General features: G+C 50.5%; 21 protein-coding genes. 18 read left to right on the forward strand and 3 right to left on the reverse strand.

Annotation, left to right across the window (positions count from 1 at the left end; translation table 11 throughout):
• Window positions 1-669, reverse strand: a complete 669-nt coding sequence (locus tag FIT99_RS00190; protein ID WP_140001822.1) for a mechanosensitive ion channel family protein — start codon at window positions 667-669, stop codon at window positions 1-3.
• 252 nt (window positions 670-921) lie between these two features.
• Between FIT99_RS00190 and hemC the strand changes: the two genes are divergently transcribed.
• Both hemC and FIT99_RS00200 read left to right on the forward strand, forming a co-directional pair.
• Window positions 922-1,806, forward strand: coding sequence for a hydroxymethylbilane synthase (gene hemC / locus FIT99_RS00195; RefSeq protein ID WP_396652230.1), 885 nt, complete (start codon window positions 922-924; stop codon window positions 1,804-1,806).
• A gap of 56 nt (window positions 1,807-1,862) precedes the next feature.
• Entirely contained in the window at window positions 1,863-2,549 is a 687-nt protein-coding gene (locus tag FIT99_RS00200; RefSeq protein ID WP_140004565.1) for a uroporphyrinogen-III synthase, read from the forward strand.
• A 19-nt stretch (window positions 2,550-2,568) separates the two neighbouring features.
• On the opposite strand, the gene FIT99_RS00205 is transcribed toward FIT99_RS00200, so the two are convergent.
• Window positions 2,569-3,246 (reverse strand): hypothetical protein, encoded by a 678-nt coding sequence (locus tag FIT99_RS00205; RefSeq protein ID WP_140001826.1) that lies wholly within the window; start codon window positions 3,244-3,246, stop codon window positions 2,569-2,571.
• A 158-nt stretch (window positions 3,247-3,404) separates the two neighbouring features.
• Between FIT99_RS00205 and FIT99_RS00210 the strand changes: the two genes are divergently transcribed.
• From FIT99_RS00210 to FIT99_RS00255, 10 genes are all read left to right on the forward strand, one after another.
• Window positions 3,405-3,710, forward strand: coding sequence for an ArsR/SmtB family transcription factor (locus FIT99_RS00210; RefSeq protein WP_140001828.1), 306 nt, complete (start codon window positions 3,405-3,407; stop codon window positions 3,708-3,710).
• Window positions 3,711-3,734: 24 nt separating this feature from the next.
• A complete protein-coding gene (aas, locus tag FIT99_RS00215) occupies window positions 3,735-5,870 on the forward strand; it encodes a bifunctional acyl-ACP--phospholipid O-acyltransferase/long-chain-fatty-acid--ACP ligase (protein ID WP_140001830.1) in 2,136 nt (711 codons plus the stop codon).
• Entirely contained in the window at window positions 5,867-7,177 is a 1,311-nt protein-coding gene (locus tag FIT99_RS00220) for an MFS transporter (protein WP_140001832.1), read from the forward strand. Before aas ends, FIT99_RS00220 begins: the two co-directional genes overlap by 4 nt.
• 11 nt (window positions 7,178-7,188) lie before the next feature.
• Window positions 7,189-8,805: a hypothetical protein gene (locus FIT99_RS00225; protein WP_140001834.1), complete on the forward strand. Its 1,617-nt coding sequence runs from the start codon at window positions 7,189-7,191 to the stop codon at window positions 8,803-8,805.
• Window positions 8,806-8,899: 94 nt separating this feature from the next.
• Window positions 8,900-9,277: a hypothetical protein gene (locus FIT99_RS00230; protein WP_140001836.1), complete on the forward strand. Its 378-nt coding sequence runs from the start codon at window positions 8,900-8,902 to the stop codon at window positions 9,275-9,277.
• A gap of 59 nt (window positions 9,278-9,336) precedes the next feature.
• The gene (locus FIT99_RS00235; RefSeq protein WP_140001838.1) at window positions 9,337-9,726 is read left to right on the forward strand and encodes a hypothetical protein; all 390 of its coding nucleotides are present in this window, start codon (window positions 9,337-9,339) and stop codon (window positions 9,724-9,726) included.
• Between the two features lie 71 nt (window positions 9,727-9,797).
• Window positions 9,798-11,786, forward strand: coding sequence for an LTA synthase family protein (locus FIT99_RS00240; protein ID WP_140001840.1), 1,989 nt, complete (start codon window positions 9,798-9,800; stop codon window positions 11,784-11,786).
• Window positions 11,787-11,794: 8 nt separating this feature from the next.
• Window positions 11,795-14,029, forward strand: coding sequence for a lipopolysaccharide kinase InaA family protein (locus FIT99_RS00245; RefSeq protein WP_317616157.1), 2,235 nt, complete (start codon window positions 11,795-11,797; stop codon window positions 14,027-14,029).
• Between the two features lie 140 nt (window positions 14,030-14,169).
• Window positions 14,170-14,241 (forward strand): pyrroloquinoline quinone precursor peptide PqqA, encoded by a 72-nt coding sequence (gene pqqA, locus FIT99_RS00250; protein ID WP_081624291.1) that lies wholly within the window; start codon window positions 14,170-14,172, stop codon window positions 14,239-14,241.
• A gap of 139 nt (window positions 14,242-14,380) precedes the next feature.
• Window positions 14,381-15,127 carry a hypothetical protein gene (locus FIT99_RS00255; RefSeq protein WP_140001842.1) on the forward strand — a complete coding sequence of 249 codons (747 nt, stop codon included), beginning with the start codon at window positions 14,381-14,383 and terminating at the stop codon, window positions 15,125-15,127.
• A gap of 8 nt (window positions 15,128-15,135) precedes the next feature.
• Here FIT99_RS00255 and FIT99_RS00260 read toward each other — a convergent pair whose 3' ends face one another.
• Entirely contained in the window at window positions 15,136-15,942 is an 807-nt protein-coding gene (locus FIT99_RS00260; RefSeq protein WP_140004567.1) for a DUF3034 family protein, read from the reverse strand.
• Window positions 15,943-16,167: 225 nt separating this feature from the next.
• Here FIT99_RS00260 and FIT99_RS00265 point away from each other — a divergent pair, with 225 nt between their 5' ends.
• From FIT99_RS00265 to FIT99_RS00290, 6 genes are all read left to right on the forward strand, one after another.
• A complete protein-coding gene (locus tag FIT99_RS00265) occupies window positions 16,168-16,590 on the forward strand; it encodes a group I truncated hemoglobin (protein WP_140001844.1) in 423 nt (140 codons plus the stop codon).
• Between the two features lie 86 nt (window positions 16,591-16,676).
• Window positions 16,677-17,195, forward strand: a complete 519-nt coding sequence (locus FIT99_RS00270; RefSeq protein WP_223261223.1) for a methylamine utilization protein — start codon at window positions 16,677-16,679, stop codon at window positions 17,193-17,195.
• A 12-nt stretch (window positions 17,196-17,207) separates the two neighbouring features.
• Complete coding sequence (locus FIT99_RS00275) at window positions 17,208-19,664, forward strand: EAL domain-containing protein (RefSeq protein ID WP_140001848.1); 2,457 nt, start codon at window positions 17,208-17,210, stop codon at window positions 19,662-19,664.
• 260 nt (window positions 19,665-19,924) lie between these two features.
• Entirely contained in the window at window positions 19,925-20,377 is a 453-nt protein-coding gene (locus FIT99_RS00280) for a MarR family winged helix-turn-helix transcriptional regulator (protein ID WP_140001850.1), read from the forward strand.
• A gap of 105 nt (window positions 20,378-20,482) precedes the next feature.
• Window positions 20,483-21,472, forward strand: coding sequence for a catalase family peroxidase (locus tag FIT99_RS00285; RefSeq protein WP_140001852.1), 990 nt, complete (start codon window positions 20,483-20,485; stop codon window positions 21,470-21,472).
• A gap of 292 nt (window positions 21,473-21,764) precedes the next feature.
• Window positions 21,765-22,688: a bestrophin family protein gene (locus FIT99_RS00290; protein WP_189524758.1), complete on the forward strand. Its 924-nt coding sequence runs from the start codon at window positions 21,765-21,767 to the stop codon at window positions 22,686-22,688.
• Window positions 22,689-22,832 lie beyond the last annotated feature (144 nt).

The following is a 22,832-nucleotide window of genomic DNA, read 5'->3' on the forward strand; positions in this document are numbered from 1 at the left end:
TTACTTTTTCTTTTGCGCCTGATCAATGACCTTGGCCGCCCAATCGCGACCCCCTAGGCCAAAGGCAATGGCCAATGCCAAAAAGACGGCACCAAATACAATCACAAATAATGAGTGAATCAATTGCATGCCAATGCCCAGTTGTTCAAGGGCAATAAAAATAGCCAAAATTTGGATGCAATATTCTGCCGATGTGCTAATAATCAGCGCCTGCTCAAATTTGATGCTATGCAGCCAGGCAAACACCAAACGGTTGATAAAGCGTGCAAACAGGGTGCCAAAAATGACCACCAGAATGGCCACAATAATATGTGGCAGATAACTTGCCAGCTCTTTTAGCAAGGATGCCACTTCGGTCAGCCCCAGCGAGTTCGCGCCAGTGATCACAAATAACAAAATGACCAACCAATACACCACTTGGCTGATGATGCCGCTCAGTGTCACTTTGTAATTCGCGCTGCGCATAAAGGCTTCGAGGCCAGATTTTTGCGCAAAAGTATCAAAATGTGAGATCTCAAGAATGCGTTTTACGCCCAGTCTGACTGCTTTGGCGACCAGCCAGCCAAAAAACAGAATGACCATGGCGGCGAGTAATTTGGGCACAAAATGGACCAATTCGACCCAGAATTGATTGAGTGATGCGAGAAAAATTTCGAGTTGGTATTGCATGGATAGTCCTCCATTTTTGCGTTGAATAGCGACTTTTTTAGCCACTTCGGGTTGCTATGCAAGCGTCAGCATAACCGAATCCGACGCCGTTGTGGAGCAAAAGCTTCTCCTTTACATCTCATCCTACACGCGCAGAAGTGCGGCCATGCCGTGTTAAAATAAAGCACTAAATCCATTATAGGTAAGCACGTCGTGAGCACATTTAATCCCCCAGCCAAACTTGTCATCGCCTCACGCGAAAGCGCGCTCGCCATGTGGCAGGCCAAGCATATTCAGGCCAGATTGCAGGCGCTTTACCCGCTGTGTGAAGTCACCATTTTAGGCATGACCACCACCGGCGACCAGATTTTGGATTCTCCGTTGTCACGCATTGGTGGCAAGGGCTTGTTTGTCAAAGAGCTTGAAAGCGCCTTAGAGGATGGACGGGCGGATTTAGCCGTACACAGCATGAAAGATGTGCCGATGCACTTGCCGCCCGGCTTTGTGCTTACCGCTACCGGCGAGCGCGAGGATCCACGCGATGCGTTTGTCTCAAATGATTTTGCTAGCCTTGAGGCATTGCCAGCAGGCAGTGTGGTGGGTACTTCTAGTTTGCGTCGGCAGAGTCAGCTGCAGGCGCGTTTTCCCACGCTGAAAATCGAGTCTTTGCGTGGTAATTTACAAACCCGTTTGCGCAAGTTAGATGAAGGTCAATATGCAGCGATTATTTTGGCTGCCGCAGGGTTGATTCGTTTGGCATTGGGCCATCGTATCCGCCAATTTATTTCACCACAGGATAGTATTCCTGCCGTCGGTCAGGGTGCGCTGGGTATTGAGATCAATGCTGCACGCACGGATTTGCACGCGATTCTTGCACCGCTCAATCATACGGATACTGAATTGTGCGTATTGGCCGAGCGTGGCTTCAGCCGGGCATTGGCCGGCAGTTGTACGGTGCCGTTAGGCGCTTATGCTACCAAACAAGGCGATACCATCTCCATGCAAGGCTTTGTCGCCAGTGTGGATGGTCGGCAAATGCTAAAAGAAACCGTGACGGGTCACGCGATTGAAGCGGAGAAGCTCGGACAACAGTTGGCGCTGCAATTGGTGGCGCGTGGTGCGGATAAGATTCTGGCATCGCTGGATGGCATTAAGTGACGCTGGCCGGGCGCTACATCGCCGTCACGCGCCCGCCTGAACAGGCGACCAAACTCATGGCGGCTATTCATGCGGCAGGCGGGCAGGTCATCTCTTTTCCCTTACTCGATATTGAAGGGTTGCCTGATTTAACTGCGTTTCATGCGGCTATCACGCCTTTGCAACAGTTTGACTGGGCGGTGTTTATCAGCAGCAACGCCGTGCAACATGGCATGCCCCTGCTTAAGCAAGCCGGATTGCCGTCCGCATTACAGTTTGCCGCCATCGGCCCGACCACTGCCGCCAGCTTACAGACGTTTGGCGTGTCTGCGGTGTTGACTCCGCTGGAGCGATTCGACAGTGAATCTTTATTGGCGTTACCAGCCTTGCAACAGATGCAAGGCCAACGTGTGTTGATCGTGCGCGGGGTGGGCGGGCGCGAATTATTAGCAAATACCCTCGGGCAGCGCGGGGCTGAGGTGGTGTTTGGCGAGTGCTATCGTCGCGTTAATCCGCAATCTAATGCACAGGTGTTGGCAGCCGCGCATGCGGCAGCCCAGTTGCATGCAATCGTGATCACGAGCACAGAAGCTTTGCGCTTTTTGTTGCAACTGGCGGGCGATGCAGACTGGTTGCCCTCAGTGCCACTCTTTACCAATCACGCGCGGATTGCCGAGCAGGCGCGGGAGGCGGGCCTCATGGCGTTCAGTGCCGATCAGCCGGGGGATGCTGCCATGCTTAGGCTGTTAGAAACGCATCTTTAACCCATCTTTAATGCATTTGCTAACGCCATTGGCCGCTTTTCGCCAAATGGTGTTTGCGACCATAAGCGAATAATCCTAAACCAGTCAGCAGCAGCATTGCGCGATCAGGTTCTGGCACTGCACTCAGCCCCACTGCCACTTGATTTGTGCGTACGATGCCTGCGTTGGCGGGCCTAAGGCTGGGTTGCCCAACGATCTGCAGGCTGCCACCTAAGCCCTCTGGTAAGATCCTGATCTGTGCGTTACCCGCTGCGGGCAAGGCCGGGCTTTGGATACTTAGCACGCCACCTGGTGCGCGCATAATGTCAAACGGCTGCCACGAGTGGATGCCATGCGTTAGCCAACGATCTACTATGATCGCAGTCTGCGTGCTCGCCTGGCTGTCACGCGTGTCGATCGTGACGTTGCTGCCCAAGTTCAGTAAGCCTGTCAGGCTAGAAAGCTGAATTTCTGGCGCGCGTAAAATAAAGTGATCCAATATCAGGTCGCCGCTGGCTACCAATGAGATCTGGCTTTCGTCCGCCATCCAGCCACCCTCCAGCGTCATGTTCCCCGCGCAACTCAATGCGATGCCGCGACTGGTGGAGAGTGACAGCGGTCCCGAGCAAACACTGTGACTGAGATGGAGGGATGCAGTCGCATGGCTGACCATGGGTAGGCAAGCCAGAAGGCTTAACACAACAGCGCGTCGCAACATAGCCTGACTCTTTCAATTTAATTTTCACAGTGTACTGCGAGCGGACCATAGGCAGCATGATGCTTTGATGAATGGCAGTCTAGTCTGCACGCACCCAAGAAAAGCCGCATAGACCAGGGGCTTGACAAAATAAACTAAATGACTAATTATTTAGTTATATGAAAACGCTCGCACATATTCCAGCCCTGTGGACCGACATCTCCGAGTTATTTGTCGCGCTAGGCGATGCGCATCGGCAACGCATTTTGTTGTCGTTCGAAAAGGGTGAGCGCCTGACTATTTTGCAAATTGTCGAAGCTTCTCAGCTCAGTCGTACAGCGGTCACCCATCACTTGAAAGTGCTGGAGCGAGGCGGGGCGTTGCAAAGCGAGAAAATCGGGCGCGAGGTGTATTTCTGGGTCAATAAAGCCTGGATGCAAGCGGCGCTGCAAAATGTGCTGGGTTATATCAAAGACGAAATATAAAAAATCTAACAAAGGGTAAAAACAATGCTGGTGCGTTTATTAAGGGAGATGTGTCGTCTGCTGTTCCGCGTGCAAGTGAGCGGTTTAGAGCATGTGCCACAAGAAGATAGAATACTGATTATTGCCAACCATGAATCCTTTTTGGATGGCTTATTGCTCGGGCTTTTTTTACCTAAACGCGCGACCTTCGTCGTGCACACCGGGGTATTAAAAAGCATATTTTTTCGCTGGTGGTTGAAACTGACCCCGCATTTATCGGTTGACCCAGCCAGCCCCTTGGCCATGAAAAAAGTCATTCAACGACTGCATGCGGGCGAAAATGTGGTGATTTTTCCTGAAGGACGCATCACGCTCACAGGCGCTTTAATGAAGGTTTATGATGGACCAGGATTCGTGGCGGCCAAGACCGGCGTCAAGATTTTACCGGTGCGGGTTGAGGGCGCTGCGCAGTCTTATTTTGGCCGGTTGTCAGATGCCCATCCGCGTAAATTATTCCCGCAAGTGTCTCTAAAAATATTGCCCGCCACTGAGATTCGTATTGAGCAGCATGGGCATCATGCACCGCTGACGGCCAAGCAGCGGCGCCGCATTGCCGGTGAAGCTATGCGTAACATCATGCAGCATATGCTGTTTAAAACACAGCCCACCAAAACGCTGTTTGAGGCTTTTCTAGATACCGTAGACAAATACGGCGCCAAAACGCGCATCATTGAAGACATGCACCAGATAGAAGACACCTATCAAGAAGTGCTCAAAAAGAGTCTGGCCCTGGGGCGACTTGCCTGCAAAGTCAGTCAGCCTAACGAGGCGGTGGGGGTGCTGATGCCCAACATCACCAACACGCTGGCATTGGTGCTGGGCATGAGTGCGTTTAAAAGAGTGCCTGCCATGCTCAACTTTACCGCAGGTGCAGAGGGCATGCGCAATGCCTGTATTGCAGCCAATATCAAGACCGTGATCACCTCGCGCAAGTTTATTGAGGCGGCGAAGCTTGAGGAGACGGTGGCGCAACTACGCGATTTAAATATCGTTTATCTCGAAACACTGCGCAGCCAGTTTGGGATGTTAGATCGCGCATGGTTAATGGGCTACGCTTTACATTACCCCCGCGCAGCAATGGAGCCAGCCACCGCAGAAGATACCGCTGTGATCCTATTTACCTCGGGATCTGAGGGAAAACCCAAGGGTGTCGTGCACAGCCACAAAAGTATCTTGGCGAATACCCACCAGATCTCCGCGATGCTAGATTTTAGTCCCTCCGATAAATTCATGATGGCGTTACCGCTGTTTCATGCGTTTGGGTTTACGGGGGCTTTGCTACCGTTGTTCAATGGCATTCCTATTTTGCTGTTTCCTTCACCGTTGCAATACAAATTAATCCCAGAGGTCATTTATGACAAGGGGTGTACGGTGTTTTTCTCGACCAGCACATTTTTAGGCAATTACGCCAAATTCGCCCATCCTTATGACTTTTATAAATTGCGCGTGGTGTTTGCCGGGGCAGAAAAACTCAACGATGAAGTGCGCAAAATTTATCACGAAAAATTTGGCATCCGCATTCTTGAGGGCTACGGCACCACCGAATGTGCACCGGTGGTGACGGCCAACACCCCCATGGCCAATCGTACCGGCAGTGTGGGTCAACTGTTGCCCGGCATGCAATACACACTGACGCCGGTTCCCGGCATTGAAAAGGGCGGATTGCTGTCGGTGAAGGGCGATAACGTCATGCAAGGCTATTACTTATTTGACCAACCCGGTGTTCTGGTGGCGCCCAAGGATGGCTGGTACGAGACGGGTGATGTGGTAGAAGTCGATGCGGAGGGGTTTATTCATATTAAAGGCCGCGTGAAGCGATTTGCTAAGGTGGCCGGTGAGATGGTTTCGCTTGAAGTGGTCGAGAAAATTGCCAGCACCGCCGCGCCGGAGCAATTCCATGCGGCCACCACGGTGCCGGATGCCAGCCGGGGCGAAAGCATCGTGCTATTTACTACGGATGCCAAACTCAAGCGCGAAGATTTGCAGATTGTCGCTAAAAATCTAGGCTCGCCTGAGATTGCCATTGCACGTAAGTTGATTGTAGTGGACCAGATTCCAGTATTGGGCACTGGTAAAACAGATTACGTGACACTGAAACACATGGCGGAGCAGGCGGTATGAATCCATTCAGCTTAATGCGCCAGCAGCGCTTTGGCCCTTTTTTCTGGACACAAGGTCTAGGGGCATTTAACGATAACGTGTTTAAAACCGCCTTGATCACGCAAGTCGCGTTCAACACGGCCAGCTTGACCGCCTTAGATGGGGCCATGCTAGCGACATTGTTGCCTGGGCTATTTATTTTGCCATTTTTTTTGTTTTCGGCCTCGGCTGGACAACTGGCCGATAAATATGAGAAGTCGCAGATTATCCGGCTAGTGAAGCTGCTGGAGATTTGCATCATGTTGTTCGCCAGTATCGGATTTTTAAGCCGTAGCCTGCTGATGTTGGCGTTAGCACTATTTTTGATGGGGGTGCACTCTACGCTGTTTGGCCCGGTGAAATATTCTTATTTGCCACAGCATTTGCAACCGCAGGAGCTGACTGCCGGCAATGGCCTGATTGAAATGGGCAGTTTTGTCGCGATTTTGCTCGGGCAGGTACTCGGGGCGTGGTTAGGCAGTCTAGAACAGCACGCATTGTTTACCAGCCTGAGTGTTTTGTTGATTGCAATTTCAGGCTATCACCTCAGCCGCGGGGTGCCGCTATCCCCTGCGGCTGACCCCAGCATCCGCATTAACTGGAACCCGATCACCGAAACGATTAAGAATGTGCGGCTATTTTGGGCGCAGCAAACCTTGTGGGTCGCCATTGTCGCCATATCATGGTTCTGGTTTTTTGGTGCGACCCTGTTGGCACAGTTTCCAAATCTGGCCAAGCAGGTGCTGCAGGGGAGTGAGCGTGATTTCATTAGTTTGTTGTCCACCTTTTCGCTGGGGGTGGGCATCGGCTCGCTCTGGTGTGAAAAGCTTACTAAAGGGAAGCCGGCCTTGGGGTTAGTGATGCTTGGCGCTGTCGGCATGTCGGTGTTTACTTGGGATTTTGCTTATACGGTAAGCAATCTGCAGCAACAGTTGCTGATGCAACCCTCCCTGACTCTGCATACGCTTGCGGGGCTTGGCTACTGGCGCATGCTTGTTGATGTAGCTTTGTTGGGCGTGTGCGGCGGGGTCTATATCGTGCCTCTATACGTGCTGCTGCAAAGCCGTGCTGAAGCCGGCTATCAATCACGTGTTATCGCTGCCAATAACATTATGAACGCCTTGTTCATGGTGGTCTCGGCAGGCTTTTCGCTGTGGTTGTTTGGCATGGGGGCCACGATTGCCGAATTGTTTGCCATTACGGCGGCAGTCAATCTATTGGTTGCCTTATACCTATGTTTACGGCAACCGGAGTATTGGCAAAGTACGCGTGATTTTTTAAAGCAATAATGGAAAAGCCTATGCGTCGTCTGTTGGGAGTGGGGGTGAGCTTGATGTCGATATTTGCGTATGGCGACACCCATGTGGATGCGCTGGGGTTATACCAACCTAGCCAGTTTGAGGTTGAACAAGGGGCGGCGTGCACACAATGTCGGGTCTCGCCCCAGGCGCGATGGTATTTTCGCCACGAAACGTTTTTGGTGCCGAGACAAGGAGAGCCGGTCGTCACGATTGAAGACAGTAAGCACTGGCTGGAGGATGTTGAGGCATTGAACCCCACGGCGTTACCCTCGCTGGTGTGGACGGGCTCTCGCCACCTGTGGACGCAGATGACTTTAGAGGGGCACACGCAGCGTGTGACCACGGCTGATGGTCAGCGCTTTCAATTTGCACTGGTGCCAAAAATTGCCAGTAACCGGTCTTATTGGAACGCACGCACCACGGATTTCTTTGCTAACCAACCGTTGCGCATCCGAGGTGAACTGGTCGATCAGACGGTAATTGCGCGCACGGTGTGGCCGCAAGCCTACAAGCTGGATTTAGCCGCAACCATGCGGCCGTTGCAAGCCGAAGAAAGTCTGCAATCGCTGGTGCAAGATGCAAAGGGCGGCGCGCGGCGGCCACACGAGAGCCGTTTGTTGTGGGAGAAATCACCTGGTCTGGCGCAACAATCCGCAGGAAAAGCAGTGTTGGGTATTTTGCTCAATGGGGCGCAAGGCGACGACGATGAAGCGCATGGCGGGCATTTCGCGCTGGCGACTGGCCACGTGGCTGCCGATGGCGGCTATGCGTCTTGGTTAGTCAACAATTACTACAGTTTGGCCACCCACAGTGAGAAAGGCATTATTGCCGGGGTCACGCCATTTGATCAATATATGGGCGATCTCAATAGTGGGCAGGCATTTTATCGCCCTTCCTATATGGTGGTGGCCGTGTTTAGTCAGCCGCAGGTGCCCAGCCAGGTGCAAGCACTCAGCAACCGCGTGATGCAACATTTTTATCGTCACGATATTGTTTATGACCATGCACTCGAAAATTGCGCAGGCATCAGTATGGATACTTTGCGTCAATTGGGTTGGCGTGTGCCTTTGCGCGGGGTAGAGAGCTCGCTCAAGGCCAGCGCAGCCTACTGGGTCGTTGCAGCCACCGAGCACAGCCTACAAAAAGGACGCGCGATGTACGATTACCTCAATACTGAAATGACGCGCTTATTTCCGGCGGTAGCGTTTGATGCGATCGGGAATGACCTGTTACATATTGCCCGCACCGGTCAGACAACCACCTTGGATGCTGGCGTCATGCAAGGCATGGCCAGCCAGTTAGAAGCGATTTATTTTGTGCGTATTCCACAAATTCCATCTAGTCGAGCGGACGGTCAGGCGCCGGTCTATCGGTTTGCCCAGTATTTGCAGCAGGCGCCAGCCGACAGAAGCCAATGGAAAATCATTCCGGTCACGCCTAATCCTTTGCCCAATCATTTACAACCTGATGTGCCGACACAAGCGCCGCGACCTGCATTGTTACCGCTCCCGGCATTCTTGATGTTGGTGAGTGTGATTGGCTTGGTGGCGCTGCTGCTATATTGCGCTTGGCGTTGGCTCAAGCGAAACGCGCAGATTCATCCTACAGGCAAATAAGACAACGCTGATAGGCCGCAAGCGCAGACTGACCTTTAATAGCCCAATGCGCAATCAAGCGCATCTCACGTTATTGCTCATTAAAGGACATACCATGCGTACACTGTTCACTACTTTATTATGTTTAATGTTCACACTCCCCGCCGCTCAAGCAGCACCTAGTCAAGATGATGCAGCGACCATGGGTACTTCAGACAGTCCGCAAGTGCAACGCCAACAGCGATCAACTGATAAAGGGCCGGTCGGCGTGCATCAAGATGGCGTGCCAAATGACGAAAGCAACTTGGGCAATGCAAATAGCCCTCAAGTGAAAGCACAAAACAAGAAAACTGAGAAAGGCTTGAGTGAGCGGCCTGAAAAAAATCATCGAAACCCTTTGCTGAAAAACAAGCATGAAAAAGCTGGCACCACGCAGGGGAACCCGATACAACCTACTTCTCCTGAAGCTGCGCCACCAGCCACCACCCATTAATGGCCCATTAGCTGGTGCGCTAACAGATTGATTCATTTTTTTATGTGAGTTTGATTCGTATGTCATTGGTGATTCATCGAAAATTGCTACTCACCGCCCTGATTTGCTTATTGTTGTACCAAGTGGGCACTTGGATTACGGTGGTCGCAGGGGCCGTGTGGGGCGCGGGGGCGGCGCTCATCGTGGCGATCGTCTCTTATTTTTGCGCGCGTCTTGCCAAGCGCGGCGCCAACAGCACACTTTGGTTCATTTTGCCTACCTTGTTATTTACAGGGGTGCCTTTATGCATCACCGTCTGGCGATTGTTTACCACGGAGGCCGATTGGATGGATGCCGGGCTTGATTTGGTGCCCTTGCTAGTCGGTTTCGCGGTGCCTGTGACACTGTTATCGGTGGTGTATCTAGATTTGCGCAAAAAAACGCTTTTGGCAGACGCGCGTTCGCAGTGAGTAGGCTTTGCATTAACAATCCAGAATAACCCGTTATAATCACACGCTTGAATCAATCTGATTAAGCAAACATGCAATCAAGTTACTTCGGCAAGCCGCGTTCAACCTCTAAATTGTGGGCCATCGGTCATTGGTTTGGCCCCTATGCCCCGCTGATCGTGATGTTTATCAGTGGGCTGATCTTTCTTTCACTCACGCGCTTTGGTTTAGTCCTCTGGAAGTGGGAGCGTGTGTATGCAACTGGCGAGTTGAGCCAGATTTTATTGCAAGGGGTGCGGGTCGATGTCATCCAGTTAGGCTTACTGGCGCTGATTCCAGTCTTGTTATCGCCAGTCTTAGCCATCCGCAAATGGTTTTATATTTGGCGTGGACTCACTTTTTACTGGGTGCTGTTGTCACTAGTGTTACTGGTGTTCCTAGAGGCCGCCACGCCAGGCTTTATCCACGAATACGATGTGCGTCCTAACCGTATTTTTGTTGAATACCTGAAGTATCCGCATGAGGTGTTTGGCATGCTTTGGCAAGGCTTTAAGTCTGAGCTGATATTCGGTTTAGTCATGACCTTGCTGGCCTTTGCGCTGGTGGCCAAACTGCTACAGCCTTGGCGTCAGGCGCAGCCTACCTGGGCGAATCCGGCCTTGTGGTTGAGTTGGCCGTTGATTTTGTTGCTGACGGTGATGGGTGTGCGCTCAACCCTGACGCACCGTCCGGCTAACCCTGCGTTGTTTGCGATTACGCAAGACAGCATGGTCAACAGCCTGATTCTAAACTCCACCTATTCGGTGTTTTATGCCGCCTACAGTTTGCAGCACGAAGCAAAATCCAGCGCGATTTATGGCAAGTTGCCGCGGGAGAAAATATTTGCGTTAACCGGTGCGAAAGAGGCCGATATCCCTACGCTGACCACATTGGTGCCCACCGTCAAGCGGGATAAGCCGCTCAATCTGGTGATTTTGCTGCAAGAAAGTCTAGGCGCGGGTTTTGTGGCGTCGTTGGGGGGCAAACCGGTCACGCCCAATTTAGAAAAACTGAAGTCTGAAGGCATTTGGTTTACGCATTTGTATGCGACCGGCACGCGTTCCGTGCGCGGCATAGAGGCAGTGGTGACGGGTTTTCAGCCGACCCCCTCAGACAGTACCGTCAAGCTGGATTTAAGCCAAAAAAACTTTTTTACCTTGGCGTCCGTGCTGTCTAAACATGGCTATCTCACCGAATTTATTTATGGCGGTGAATCCCATTTTGATAACATGCGCCGTTTTTTTATGGGCAATGGTTTTCAGCAAATCACCGATCAGCCAGAATTTAAAAATCCAGTATTTGTGGCGAGCTGGGGCGCGTCAGACGAAGATTTGCTGAACAAAACGCATGAACAATTGATGGCACATCATGCCAGTGGCAAGCCATTTTTTACCTTGGCTTTTAGCTCGTCTAACCATGCGCCATTTGAGTTTCCGGATGGCCGCATCACTCTGTATGAGCAGCCAAAGGCGACAGACAATAATGCGGTCAAATATGCCGATTATGCGATTGGTGAGTTTATTAAAAAGGCCAAAGCAAGCCCTTATTGGCAAGACACCGTATTTTTAATTGTAGCCGACCACGATATTCGTGTGCGCGGCGACTCATTGGTGCCGATTGAGCATTTTCATATCCCAGCGTTGATTCTAGGCGGTGCAGTGCAGCCTAAGACCGTCGATGCGATTGCCAGTCAGATCGATTTGCCAGTGACGATGTTGTCTCTGATGGGGATTGAAGCCCAACATCCGATGACCGGACAGGATTTGTCTAATGTAAGTGCTGACTATCGTGGCCGCGCCATGATGCAATACAACTATAACTTTGGGTGGATGCAGCAAGTTGGGCAAACCGCTGCGGATAACGCAGTGGTGGTCTTGCGCGAAGGCAAGCCCGCTGCATTTGGGCATTACGACCCGACCAGCAAACAGTTGCAAAACACGGTTGCGCCTGCGGATGGCGACGCCTTGGCGGAGCGTGCGTTGGCTAACAGCTTATTACCTGCGTTGCTCTACAAAGAACAACGTTATCGCCTCCCTGAGTAACCATCGCTGTGAAAACACAACCCTCGATGCTCACGCGGCAAGTCATGATCGATGGCTTGAAATATATCGCCAGTGGCGGGTTTTGGCTAAAAAATAGCCATTTGCCTCGCCTGAATCACCCGGTGCCCGATGATTTCATGGGCTTGTGCGTCGCCACTAACGCGGACCCGGCGACAGATGCGTATGTGCTTGCACAACTCCAAACGCTGGGCGTGAAACGGGTGCGGCTCGATATGAGTGACGACGATGCCCGGCCATATCAGGAGCGTTTTCTGAGGAGTCTGCTTGACGCAGGGCTGGCAGTGACCTTGCATGTGGTGCAGCCGTTCGAGGCCGCCAGAAATATGCGCTCGCCCGCGGTGCAATCCGCTTGGGCTGAATTTTTGTCTGCGCTGCTGCAAACACATGCGACGCGGATCGCTGCGCTAGAAATCGGCAACACCATCAATCGTAAAAAATGGGCCGGTTATGATATGCCAGGCTTTATGCTGGCCTGGCAAATCGCTTATGACTTGGCGAGGCAGCACCGCGTGACTGTGGTGGGGCCTAATATTCAAGACTTTGAGCCTTTGTATAACATCAGTTTACTGAAAACGCTGGGGCAAGACCGTCGCCTGCCAGACGTGCATAGTAACAATTTATTTGTCGAGCGCATCGTCGAACCTGAACTGGCCGATTTCAGAATCTTTAAACACAAATGGACGCGCATTCTCAAGTTTAACTTGATTAAAAAAGCCCGTTTATTGCAAAAAGTAGGCGATGACATGGGCGTGCCCGTGATGGTCTCACCGGTGGCCTTCTGGGCCATTTATCGCATTAAGCGCCGCTTTCCTGACGGCGCGCAAAAGCAGGCAGATTATGTCACACGTTATTTTACGCTGCTGGCCGCTTCCGGCGTGTTACAACAAGCAAACTGGGGCGCGTTTATTTGCCACCGTGAAGGTTTGATTGATGACGGGCTTCACGATGCCGAGTATCCGGCGCTCGAACGCGTGGCTTATTATAAAGCCGCCGATGGCGACGTCGCACGCTACCAGCCAAACCCAAGCTTTGCCGCTTTTAAAACGGCGAGCCACTGGCTCAATGGCGCGCAATACATGGCGCCAGTCTGCACTGGGCAAGGCCTTGAGATTCATCAATTAAGCCAGAACGGGCAGACCGTGCATATTGCATGGACCTTGAACGGACAATGTGCGTTGCTCAATCAGATTTACACCCCGCATAGCCTGCAGCAAGCGCAACTGTTTAATCGCGATGGTGAAGCCTTGGCGTCTTTGAATATGCTCACTGAGTCGCCTGCTTATCTGGTATGGCCGTCGGCTGATCAGGTGGTGTTGCGCACAACGCGCCCGTCATTGAGTGGCACCGTCATTCATGCCCACATCGCTGGGCTGCAATATTTTCCGATTGAAGAGGGTGATTGGCGCGGCATGATACTCGCCAAAGATGCTGCGCAGGCGCAACAACTTTGGCGCGCATGGCATCCTGAAACCTTGCAACCCCCGGCCAAGACTGCAGCCTTGCGGCATGCCAGAAATGCGATCTGGTCGTTGCCTGATCCGCGAGACCCTACGCAGCAAGTCACTGTCAAAAAACCAGTGCGGATGTACTGGCATAAAACGTTGCTTGATCGTCATAAGCCAAGCAAGGCCAAACGCAGCTGGAATGGTGCGATGGAGTTGCTGCGCCGCGGGGTAGGTACTGCGATGCCACTGGCTTATATCGAGCATGCCAACGACCCGAGTTTGCGCCGCAATTTTTATATTTGTGCCTTTGTGGCGCACCAGTTTGCGCTATCAAAAGCATTTTTAGCCTTTAGACAGGGGGATAGTCATTTTGAGGGCCTCTCCGCCGAGACGCTTTACCATGCGTTTGCACGCTTTTGTTTGCATATGCACAATTCCGGCATCTACTTCCGCGATTTTTCCGGCGGTAATATCCTCGTCCAACGTCAGGGCGAGCAATTGGAATTTGTATTGATCGATACCGCCCGTTTGCACGCAACGCCCACTGCTACCATGATTAAGCAACGGTTGGCGGATTTAACCAGGGCACTGCATAAATTACATTGGGAGGGTCGGAAGCAATTTTTACAGATGTACCTCGGCATGACCGGACGTCGTTTGCAATGGCAGTTTTTAATGCCGTTTGTTGTCTATGACTGCAAAGTCTGGCTCAAGCGCACCATTGGCCGCAAAGGCTTGCGTAAGTTATTGCGCTACCTCAAAGCCCGCTTTGTTTAATGGCACTATCAGGCCACACTCATGAAAATCATGATTGGATGTTGCGTAGTTTAAGCACGACAAGCCCAACGGCACCTTCTATGATGTGCATACGTTGATAGCAATCGCTAAAACGAATTCAGGAAAAAGGAGAAATGACTATGTGGACTAAACCAGCTGCTACCGAAATGCGTTTCGGCTTCGAAGTAACTATGTACGTTATGAACAAGTAATTTGTTCTTAATGACATGAACGGGCGCTCAAGCGCCCGTTTTTGTTTGTATTTTCAAGTGTCACGACAGAACAACTGCATGAAAACTTTTTTCAAGGCAGATTGCTCATAGCTTAGGATAAAAAATGGAGTTGTTCAACATGACAAAAATGCTTTCTGTTGTTAGCCTGACTTTCGTCGGTTTATCGTCAATATTTTTTGCGGCTGACGGGTCGGCTTGTGTCGATGACCAAGCGTTGCACAACCTGGCTAAGCAAGAAATCAACTATATGTTGCAGCGGATTCCCCCAGCGTTTGCAGATGCGGTATCAGATCAGCAGATTCGCGGTGAGATGACCTTGCAAGACAGCGCAAGCTGCCAACTGCATTGGCAATTAACATTACCCGAGGCAGATATTGCTGAAGCGCAAGCGCTGTTGCAGGCGGAGCCGGCTAAACAGATCATGCTGGCTGCCCAAGGCTACCAGCTGCCAGATCGACCATTATTAGATGCAGACTTTGCGCTGGATGCTAGCCTGTCACAAGCCAAGCATCAGGACACTTTACAAACCGCTACGCTGGGTAAGCTGCGCGCCACCGTGGAGCTGATGTACGCGATGCTGACACAAGCCCGTGCCAATGGACAAGGCAATGGTCAGGCATGGACCATGACTGACAAGCAAGCACTGCAGACCAGTTGTGCGCAGCAGTTTCAGGCAGACAATGCGGCAGTTGCCTGCCAATGTTATAGCGATGGGCTTGCCAACAAATTTTCATCGCGGCAGGTCAGATATAATCAGTATCTGGCTTCAAACCCGTATGCTTTCGCCACGGGCAATGGTGCCGGCTTCAAGCAGCTGGATAAATCCCTACAGGCCAGTTGTGGCCTGACACCTGCAAAACGTTAAGGCCCAAGTTAATAATTGATTTGACCGGAGACATACCAGCCAGTCTGGTTGTCTTTATTGGCGATTCGGCCAAGGTCAATATAAGCGCCGGTGATCGACACGTTGCGGTGCGGAAACCAAGTCATAAAGATATCTTTTGCGCTGTTTTCTTTGTACACAGACAAATTATTGGGTTTGTCGCGATATTCCGCCCCAATCAGCCAGTTATCTGAAAGCATGATTGCCGCCGACACGGCCGGTAAAATGCGGTAGTTGTCGTGTTTGTCGCCACCAAATCCTAATAGGCCAAATTGGTTCGCTTTGCTGGCATGCAGATTGGCATTCAACAATAAGTTGTAACCATACACCGCACCTAAAAAGAGCTTACTCGAAGCGATGTAATAGTCGACACCACTGCGATCACTGGCGCCAAGCGCTTTAGGCACAAAGTTAAAGTCTTCGTTATATTTGTATTGTGCGCCGACGGAGACTTGCGGTAACCAGCTATCTTGTTCGTAGATGGCATCGCCGAGTACGCGTAGTTTAACACCCAAGGTATTTAGGCGAATCTCTTCACCGGGTACCGTGTCGCTTAAGCCAAATCTAGCCTGACTTGCACTGACCTCAACCCGATTGTAAAAGCCCAGTGCGACCCCAGTCGTATTCAGTTTAAAGTCGCCACGGGTTTCTGCATGGGTATAAAACAGTGAGCCACCAATTTGTTTGTCGGTGCCATAACCGCTGATCACGGCCCATGGCATTAAGCCGCCGCCCGCGGCGCCCTCAATTTGCGTCACCCCACCGGTGGCTAGCAGCCGATCTCCCGTGTTGCCCATTAAAGGAAACAAGGTGAGAAAAGCGGAGGCGGTGATCAAGCATACGTGATTAAAGTTGCGTAATTGCATCATGGTCTCCCTTGAATTTGATTGTTGCATTATGTAATTATTGCGATAAGTTTGATTGTAAGAATAACGTCCGTATTTTTGGTTTTATTGTCCATTTATCCACAGTCGTTCATCGTAAAATGCAACTATCGACGCAAAGTGTGGAGAATTTAAAAAATGCGATTTTTTGTACTGACCATGATCACCGCCCTGTGTTTGGGTTGTGTGGCACAACCTAAACCAGAAGCGGCGCTATTTCAGCGCATTGGTGGCGCGCCCATGCTCACTAGAATCTCAAACCAAACTTTGGATATTGTGAGTAAAGATCCGCGCACGAGCCGTTCATTTGAGGGGGTCAAAATGAAGACTCTCAAAGAAAGCCTGAGCAATTTTTTGTGCGTGAAAACTGGTGGAGCCTGTGTTTATGAAGGCGAAACGATGAAAAAATCGCATGCTGACTTACATATCACCACCGCTGAATTTGAGGTGATGGTGGATGTGTTGCGAGAGCGCTTGGATGCCAATGGCGTTGGCACCAAAGAGAAAAACGAGCTTCTGAAGATATTGGCGCCAATGAAGCGCGATGTCGTGTCAAACTAATTATTTAATCGAGAAAGTCTGCAATGTTTTCAGTGGCCACGCGTGTTTGCTTCCCCCTTGTCCTAACATTTTTGAGCCCCCTGGCATTGGCGGCTGATATTACCGCTACCATTATGGACGCCTCTGGTAAGCCGATTGTAGACGCGGTCGTGGCTTTTTACGATGGTAAAACGACCGCCTTGCCAGCAGGCGCTGGCGCTAGAATCGTGCAGAAAAACAAATTATTTAATCCCAGAATCACAGTGGTGCAGACGGGGTCAAAAATCAACTTCCCAAATGAAGATACGGTCAGGCACCATGTCTATTCGTTTTCTCCCGCAAAAAAATTCGAGTTAAAACTCTATTCGGGCGTGCCAACTGACCCTTTGGTGTTTGACCAAGCGGGAGTAGTCACCTTGGGATGCAACATTCACGATTCTATGGTAGGGTATATTTATATCGTTGATACGCCTTTTTTTGCCAAAACGGATGACAAAGGCAAGGCGACGCTAAAGTTGAGCAATGGGCAATACAGTTATCAGGCTTGGCAACCAGGCCAAACCAAACCGGGTGCAGAACAAAAAATAACCATTGAGGGTGCGACTGAGGTCAAAATCACACTCTAACCCTTCTACTTCATGATCCAGTTCAAACACATACGATCCCGCATCGCCTTCACATTTTTGACGGTGGTGGTTGCTATTCAATTGGCAGGCCTGATTCCGCTTAAATATGCGCTGGACAAACACGCCAACCAGTTAGCGGAAGAGCAGATCAACGTTGGTGAGCGGGTCTTCGTCAGTTTGTTGCAACACAATACGCAAAGCCTGAAGCAAGCCACCCAAGTGCTGGCGGCAGATTTTGCGTTTCGAGAGGCGGTAGCCACCAATGACGCAGAGACGATAGAGTCAGCGCTTGAAAGCTACCAAGGCCGTATTCACGCGCAAGTGGCCTATTACATCAGCAATCGTGATGATTTGGTGATCGGCACTGCCGATAACCAAACCGCATTGTTTGGACCCAATGCCAAGGTCGATGCGATGCAGGCGATCGTCGATAATCAAAGTGGCATGTTGAAATTTGATATTGTCGACGGCAAGCCCTATCAGCTGATTACCGTGCCGGTCAAAGCGCCCGACGTGATTGGTTGGATTGTGATGGGCTTTGCGGTAGATGGTCGTCTCGCCAGTCAGATCAAGCAATTGACGCATTTGGATGTCGCCTTTGTACAAAAAACCCCGCAACATGACTGGCAATTAATTAGCGGCACCGCCGACCATGCGCTCTCTAACCTGCTGGTGAAAACAGTCGCGGATGTGTACCGTCAAAAAATGTCGCTGCATCGCGTCGATTTCAATGATCAGTCCTATCACTTAAAAATACGCTCATTACATCAGGCAGGGGATGAAGCGCTGTTGGTGGTGTTGCAGGGCTCAGTGGAGCCTTTTATTCAAGATCTTAGCTTGTTATTTAAGAGCATGATTTTGCTGACACTGGTGGGCGTGTGTATTTTGGCCGCCTTAATTTGGTATGTCTCACGTAAAACCACAGAGCCGATTGCGGCTTTGGTCAAAGAGGCCGATTACATCGCCATGGGCGATTATGACAAAGAAATTCAGGTCAATAGTATCGACGAAATCGGCCATCTGGCCAAAGCGCTTAATAGCATGCGCGAAGCGGTATTACAGCGTACCTTGCGTATTCAGCGGCTGGCTTTTAATGACGAATTGACCGGCCTTTCTAACCGCCTGGCATTTATACAAGGGGTGCATCAGGCCTTGTTAACGCATGCCGAGAGCAAGCAAAAATTAAGTGTCATTGTCATTAATATCCATCGTTTCAAACCGATTAATCAAACGCTGGGTCGCGATTTTGGCGACGATTTGCTGCGCCATGTGGGGCAGGTATTGAAACAAAATGTCCTGGGTGAGCACGACATGGTGGCACGGTTGGACGCCGACGAGTTTGCCGTGATGCTGCAGCACACGGATCAGGCACAGGCAACGCGTTATGCTGACAAGTTGTTACATGTGTTTGAGCAGCCGGTGAGCGTACAAGGCCAAGCCATCGATGTACGTACCGGTATTGGCATCTCTTTGTATCCTGACCATGGCATGAATGAAGAGGCATTGCTCAATCACGCCGAAACGGCACTACAAGAATCCAAAGCGAAAAAATCGCCGTGGATTGTCTACAACACCGCGCTTGAAATCGATCAATCCGAAACCTTAACCTTGATTTCTGATTTGAAAGAAGCGATTCAGCAAGATCAGTTACTGCTATATATTCAGCCCAAAATCGATGTGAAGACCCGCCGTGCGTTGGGTGGTGAAGCATTGATTCGCTGGGTACATCCAGAAAAAGGCATGATCTTTCCAGACCAGTTTATTCCGTTCGCCGAGCAGACTGGCATCATTAGCGACATTACCAACTGGATGCTGTTGCGGGCCTGCCAAGTATTGGCTGGGTTTAGAAAACAAGGGCTAGATATTACTTTAGCGGTCAACTTGTCCACCCGTGACTTGAACAATATGGAGTTGCCTGAACAAATCGCTCATTTATTGTCGTCTCACGGTTTAGACGCGAAAGCGCTGAAACTCGAAATCACCGAGGGCAGCTTGATGCAAGACCCAGAGCGCGCCGAATTAGTGGTGAAAAAATTGGCAGCGATGGGATTACATCTGGCGATTGATGACTTTGGTACGGGCTATTCCTCACTGGCTTACTTACGGCAGTTGCCAGTACAAGAACTCAAAATTGACCGTTCTTTCGTCATGTTTATGGACAAAAATAGCGGAGATGCCAGCATCGTTAAATCCACCATTGATCTAGCCCATAATCTGGGTTTGATTGTAGTCGCAGAAGGCATTGAGAACGAGTTTGTGCTTAATCAGCTGGCTAGATTGGGCTGTAACGAAGGCCAAGGTTATTTTATTGGCAAGCCCATGCCTGAAAAAGACTTTTCAGTGTGGTTGCAGCGCTGGGAAGGCCAAAACGAAATCGACATTGATATCGGCGATGATCTTTCTTATGCGATTAATCCGCTGGACGTCGAGGTGCAAAAAGATCCATTCAAACTGGATTACCTGAATTAAGCCACGTGCGGCCTGCTCGGCCTAGCCAAAGGTTAGGCGATCCATTCATAAGTTTTACTGATAGCCCTCATCAAAACATTCAATTTTAATTCGCTTTATGTTTGCTTTAAGATGAATGCCTATTCAATAGGAGATCATCATGAGCCAAATCAGAATGCACAAAAAAGCGAATTTTATCATTCACTATGCCATTCAGTTTTTGCGTAAATAAGTGATAAATGCATTGCTATTAAGTAGCGCACTATTTATAGTCTCGATATATGAATGACACCATCAAAAACAGCACGCCCGTTTTGCAAGAACAGCTATGTTTTTCGGTGTATTCGCTGTCATTGGCTATCAACAAGGTGTATCGGCCGCTGCTCAAAAAGCTCGATCTAACTTACTCACAGTATCTGGTGATGCTGGTGTTGTGGGAAAGCGATCAGCGCACGGTAAGTGATATCGGCGAGCAGTTGTTCTTAGATTCCGCGACGCTCACGCCCTTGTTAAAACGGCTAGAGTCGGCGGCGCTATTACAGCGGATCCGCTCCAGCCAAGATGAAAGGCAAGTGATCATTTGTCTCACAGAAACCGGTCGGCAATTGCGTCTTCAAGCCTCGGGCATCATGGACGATATGCTCTGCGCCATGGGGAGTTCTATCGAGGAGCTTGCCTTGTTGCGCGAACGCTTAAATGGGTTGCGTAACCACTTGATTGAGCACGTTGCCTAGGCCTTCAAGGCCAATAGGGTACGCGATCATTTTTTTTGTATTTTATATAGTGTACGATTTAATTTTGCGTTATAAAGTTTTAATTTTTTTTGAAAGGAAAAAACCATGCAATTACGCGCAATCATCGCTGTGATATTCGCCGGCAGCCTCACCATGACCCACCCCGTTCTCGCCGAAGATAAGCCGGTGACAGAACAAGTGGTGGATACATTGACCACGCTTTCGGGCGGCCCGCATGCAGGCTATCGTGCCAATCATGCGAAAGGCATCATGGTGGAAGGCAGCTTCACGCCATCGGCGCAGGCTGCCAGCATTAGTCAGGCTGTGCATTTTCAGAAGCCCACCCCGGTGCTGGTTCGTTTTTCAGACGCGACGGGTGTACCGAATATTCCCGATGCCAATGGCAATGCTTTTCCAAAAGGGATCGCAATTCGTTTCCAATTGCCTGATGGTACGGCAACCGATATTGTGAGTATCTCCGTGAATGGGTTTCCGGCAGCCACCCCAGAAGACTTTCTAGGCTTGTTGAATGCTGTCCGTGATTCGCAGGCGAGCACCGCAAAACCGAGCCCAGTGGAGCAGTTTTTGGGCACGCATCCTGCAGCCCTTAAATTTGTCAGCACTCCCAAACCAGCACCCGAGAGTTTTGCCACCCAGCCTTTTTTTGGGGTGAATGCGTTTCAATTTAGCAATGCAGGCGGAAAAAAAGTGTATGGCCGCTATCAGATTGTACCTGTCTCAGGTGCGCGTTATTTAACGCAGCAGGCCGCCGATAAGGCCGCACCAGATTACTTGATGAAAGAAATTGTGGAGCGGGTGCAGACCAAGGGTGTGCAGTATAAACTGCTGCTGCAATTGGCCGAGCAGGGCGATGATGTGAATAACGCGACCGTGGTTTGGCCGGATAGCCGTCAATTAGTTGAGTTAGGCACGCTGACGCTCAATAAAGCGGTGGCGGACAGTCAAACGGCAGAAAAACCAATCATGTTTAATCCATTGCAACTGACAGAGGGCATTGCGCCGAGTCAAGATCCTATCTTGCTGGCGCGACCAGCGGCGTATGCGGTCAGTTTTGGTAGACGCTTAGCCAAATAATGATTCGCAACAGCACGTCGGTCAGTATCACCAACCCCGCGGGGTTGGTTTTTTATTGCGCTAACACCGAGGTCAGGCCATCGCCTAGGCTTAGCTAGGTTGCCTTCGCCAGGGGTTTTGACGTCTTTCTGCGCCAACAACTCTTTTCTTAGGCATTTTTAGGCCGCTGCAATGATAAATCAGGGTATACCAGCGATTTCCCCTGTCTTTTTGCCACATGCAGTCACTGCGCCGGCAGATAGACTGTTGCATAGATCATTATGGTAATGGTTGCATTGGCAGGAGACATCCCTTGATTGTTAGACCCAGACCGCATCTTTTTGAGTTGTTTTTTATTATCAAAGGGTCGATCGTACTCAGGATCATGCCTTTGCTGGTATTCGTGGCGGGCTTGTCTGCTGCAGTCGTTTCTATTTATACCTTCAAACCAGATTGGTTACCAAAGTTTGATGGCGGGCCATTCGCGCTATTAGGCATCACCCTCTCTATTTTTTTAGCTTTTCGTAATAATGCTTGTTATGAACGTTGGTGGGAGGCGAGAAAGATTTGGGGCGAGTTTATGCTCACTGCGAGAAATCTGGCGCGCCTCAGCCAAATTTTAGACACCGTAGATGGCCAGGTGAGTGACGCCCGCAAGCAACTATTGCAGCATAATATTGCTTATGCGTATGCCATGCTCATGCAGCTCAGGCCGAGTGATCAGTTGCCGAAGATCGCAAAGCTGGTCTCGCCTGCGGTGATGGCGCAGTTTCGTCAGAGTAAAAATCCACCCGAAGTGATTTTACGTGCGATGGAACGCATTTTGATTGCAGCATTGCGCGATGGGGCTATTCAACCCATTCAATTTAACTTGCTTGAAGAATTAATTCAAAAGCTGGCGCTGACCCAAGCCGCTTGCGAGCGCATACAACATACGCCGATCCCGTTTGGCTATACCTTGTTATTGCATCGCACGGCGTACACTTTTTGCTTTTTGATGCCATTTTGCTTTGCGAACACCTTGGGTTGGGCCACCCCATTTGTCACCGCGCTGGCCGCCTATACTTTGTTTGGGCTGGATGCACTTGGCAACGAACTCGAAGAACCTTTTGCCCCAATTGCCAACGCTTTGCCTATTAACGCCCTGACTGACATCATCGCGTTAGAACTGAGAGAGGCCTTGGGTGAAACGGACATCCCACCGCTGCCGCTTCCTGAAGCATTTGTCCTGATGTAATCCCTCAATTTTCATTCCATGCGCATCTTTTCCCTCATCGGTTGAGTGCGGTTGTCTGCGCGTTTGCTAGCATGATATGTTAAATATTGTTAATATATTTTGTGCCCAGCACTCAGCACTCAGCACTCAACGCTCACCGACAAA

The sequence above is a fragment of the Methylophilus medardicus genome, from assembly GCF_006363955.1.
GTDB classification, from domain to species: Bacteria; Pseudomonadota; Gammaproteobacteria; order Burkholderiales; family Methylophilaceae; genus Methylophilus; species Methylophilus medardensis.

Excerpts from the sequence above, each read along its gene's own strand:
- FIT99_RS00285 (WP_140001852.1), top strand. The coding sequence starts at position 20,483 with ATGCAATTACGCGCAATCATCGCTGTGATATTCGCCGGCAGCCTCACC.
- FIT99_RS00210 (WP_140001828.1), top strand. The coding sequence starts at position 3,405 with ATGAAAACGCTCGCACATATTCCAGCCCTGTGGACCGACATCTCCGAG.
- FIT99_RS00205 (WP_140001826.1), bottom strand. The coding sequence starts at position 3,246 with ATGTTGCGACGCGCTGTTGTGTTAAGCCTTCTGGCTTGCCTACCCATG.
- FIT99_RS00255 (WP_140001842.1), top strand. The coding sequence starts at position 14,381 with ATGACAAAAATGCTTTCTGTTGTTAGCCTGACTTTCGTCGGTTTATCG.
- hemC (WP_396652230.1), top strand. The coding sequence starts at position 922 with ATGTGGCAGGCCAAGCATATTCAGGCCAGATTGCAGGCGCTTTACCCG.
- FIT99_RS00190 (WP_140001822.1), bottom strand. The coding sequence starts at position 669 with ATGCAATACCAACTCGAAATTTTTCTCGCATCACTCAATCAATTCTGG.
- aas (WP_140001830.1), top strand. The coding sequence starts at position 3,735 with ATGCTGGTGCGTTTATTAAGGGAGATGTGTCGTCTGCTGTTCCGCGTG.
- FIT99_RS00280 (WP_140001850.1), top strand. The coding sequence starts at position 19,925 with ATGAATGACACCATCAAAAACAGCACGCCCGTTTTGCAAGAACAGCTA.
- FIT99_RS00225 (WP_140001834.1), top strand. The coding sequence starts at position 7,189 with ATGCGTCGTCTGTTGGGAGTGGGGGTGAGCTTGATGTCGATATTTGCG.
- FIT99_RS00240 (WP_140001840.1), top strand. The coding sequence starts at position 9,798 with ATGCAATCAAGTTACTTCGGCAAGCCGCGTTCAACCTCTAAATTGTGG.
- FIT99_RS00220 (WP_140001832.1), top strand. The coding sequence starts at position 5,867 with ATGAATCCATTCAGCTTAATGCGCCAGCAGCGCTTTGGCCCTTTTTTC.
- FIT99_RS00260 (WP_140004567.1), bottom strand. The coding sequence starts at position 15,942 with ATGGGCAACACGGGAGATCGGCTGCTAGCCACCGGTGGGGTGACGCAA.
- FIT99_RS00265 (WP_140001844.1), top strand. The coding sequence starts at position 16,168 with ATGCGATTTTTTGTACTGACCATGATCACCGCCCTGTGTTTGGGTTGT.
- FIT99_RS00275 (WP_140001848.1), top strand. The coding sequence starts at position 17,208 with ATGATCCAGTTCAAACACATACGATCCCGCATCGCCTTCACATTTTTG.
- FIT99_RS00235 (WP_140001838.1), top strand. The coding sequence starts at position 9,337 with ATGTCATTGGTGATTCATCGAAAATTGCTACTCACCGCCCTGATTTGC.
- FIT99_RS00230 (WP_140001836.1), top strand. The coding sequence starts at position 8,900 with ATGCGTACACTGTTCACTACTTTATTATGTTTAATGTTCACACTCCCC.
- FIT99_RS00200 (WP_140004565.1), top strand. The coding sequence starts at position 1,863 with ATGGCGGCTATTCATGCGGCAGGCGGGCAGGTCATCTCTTTTCCCTTA.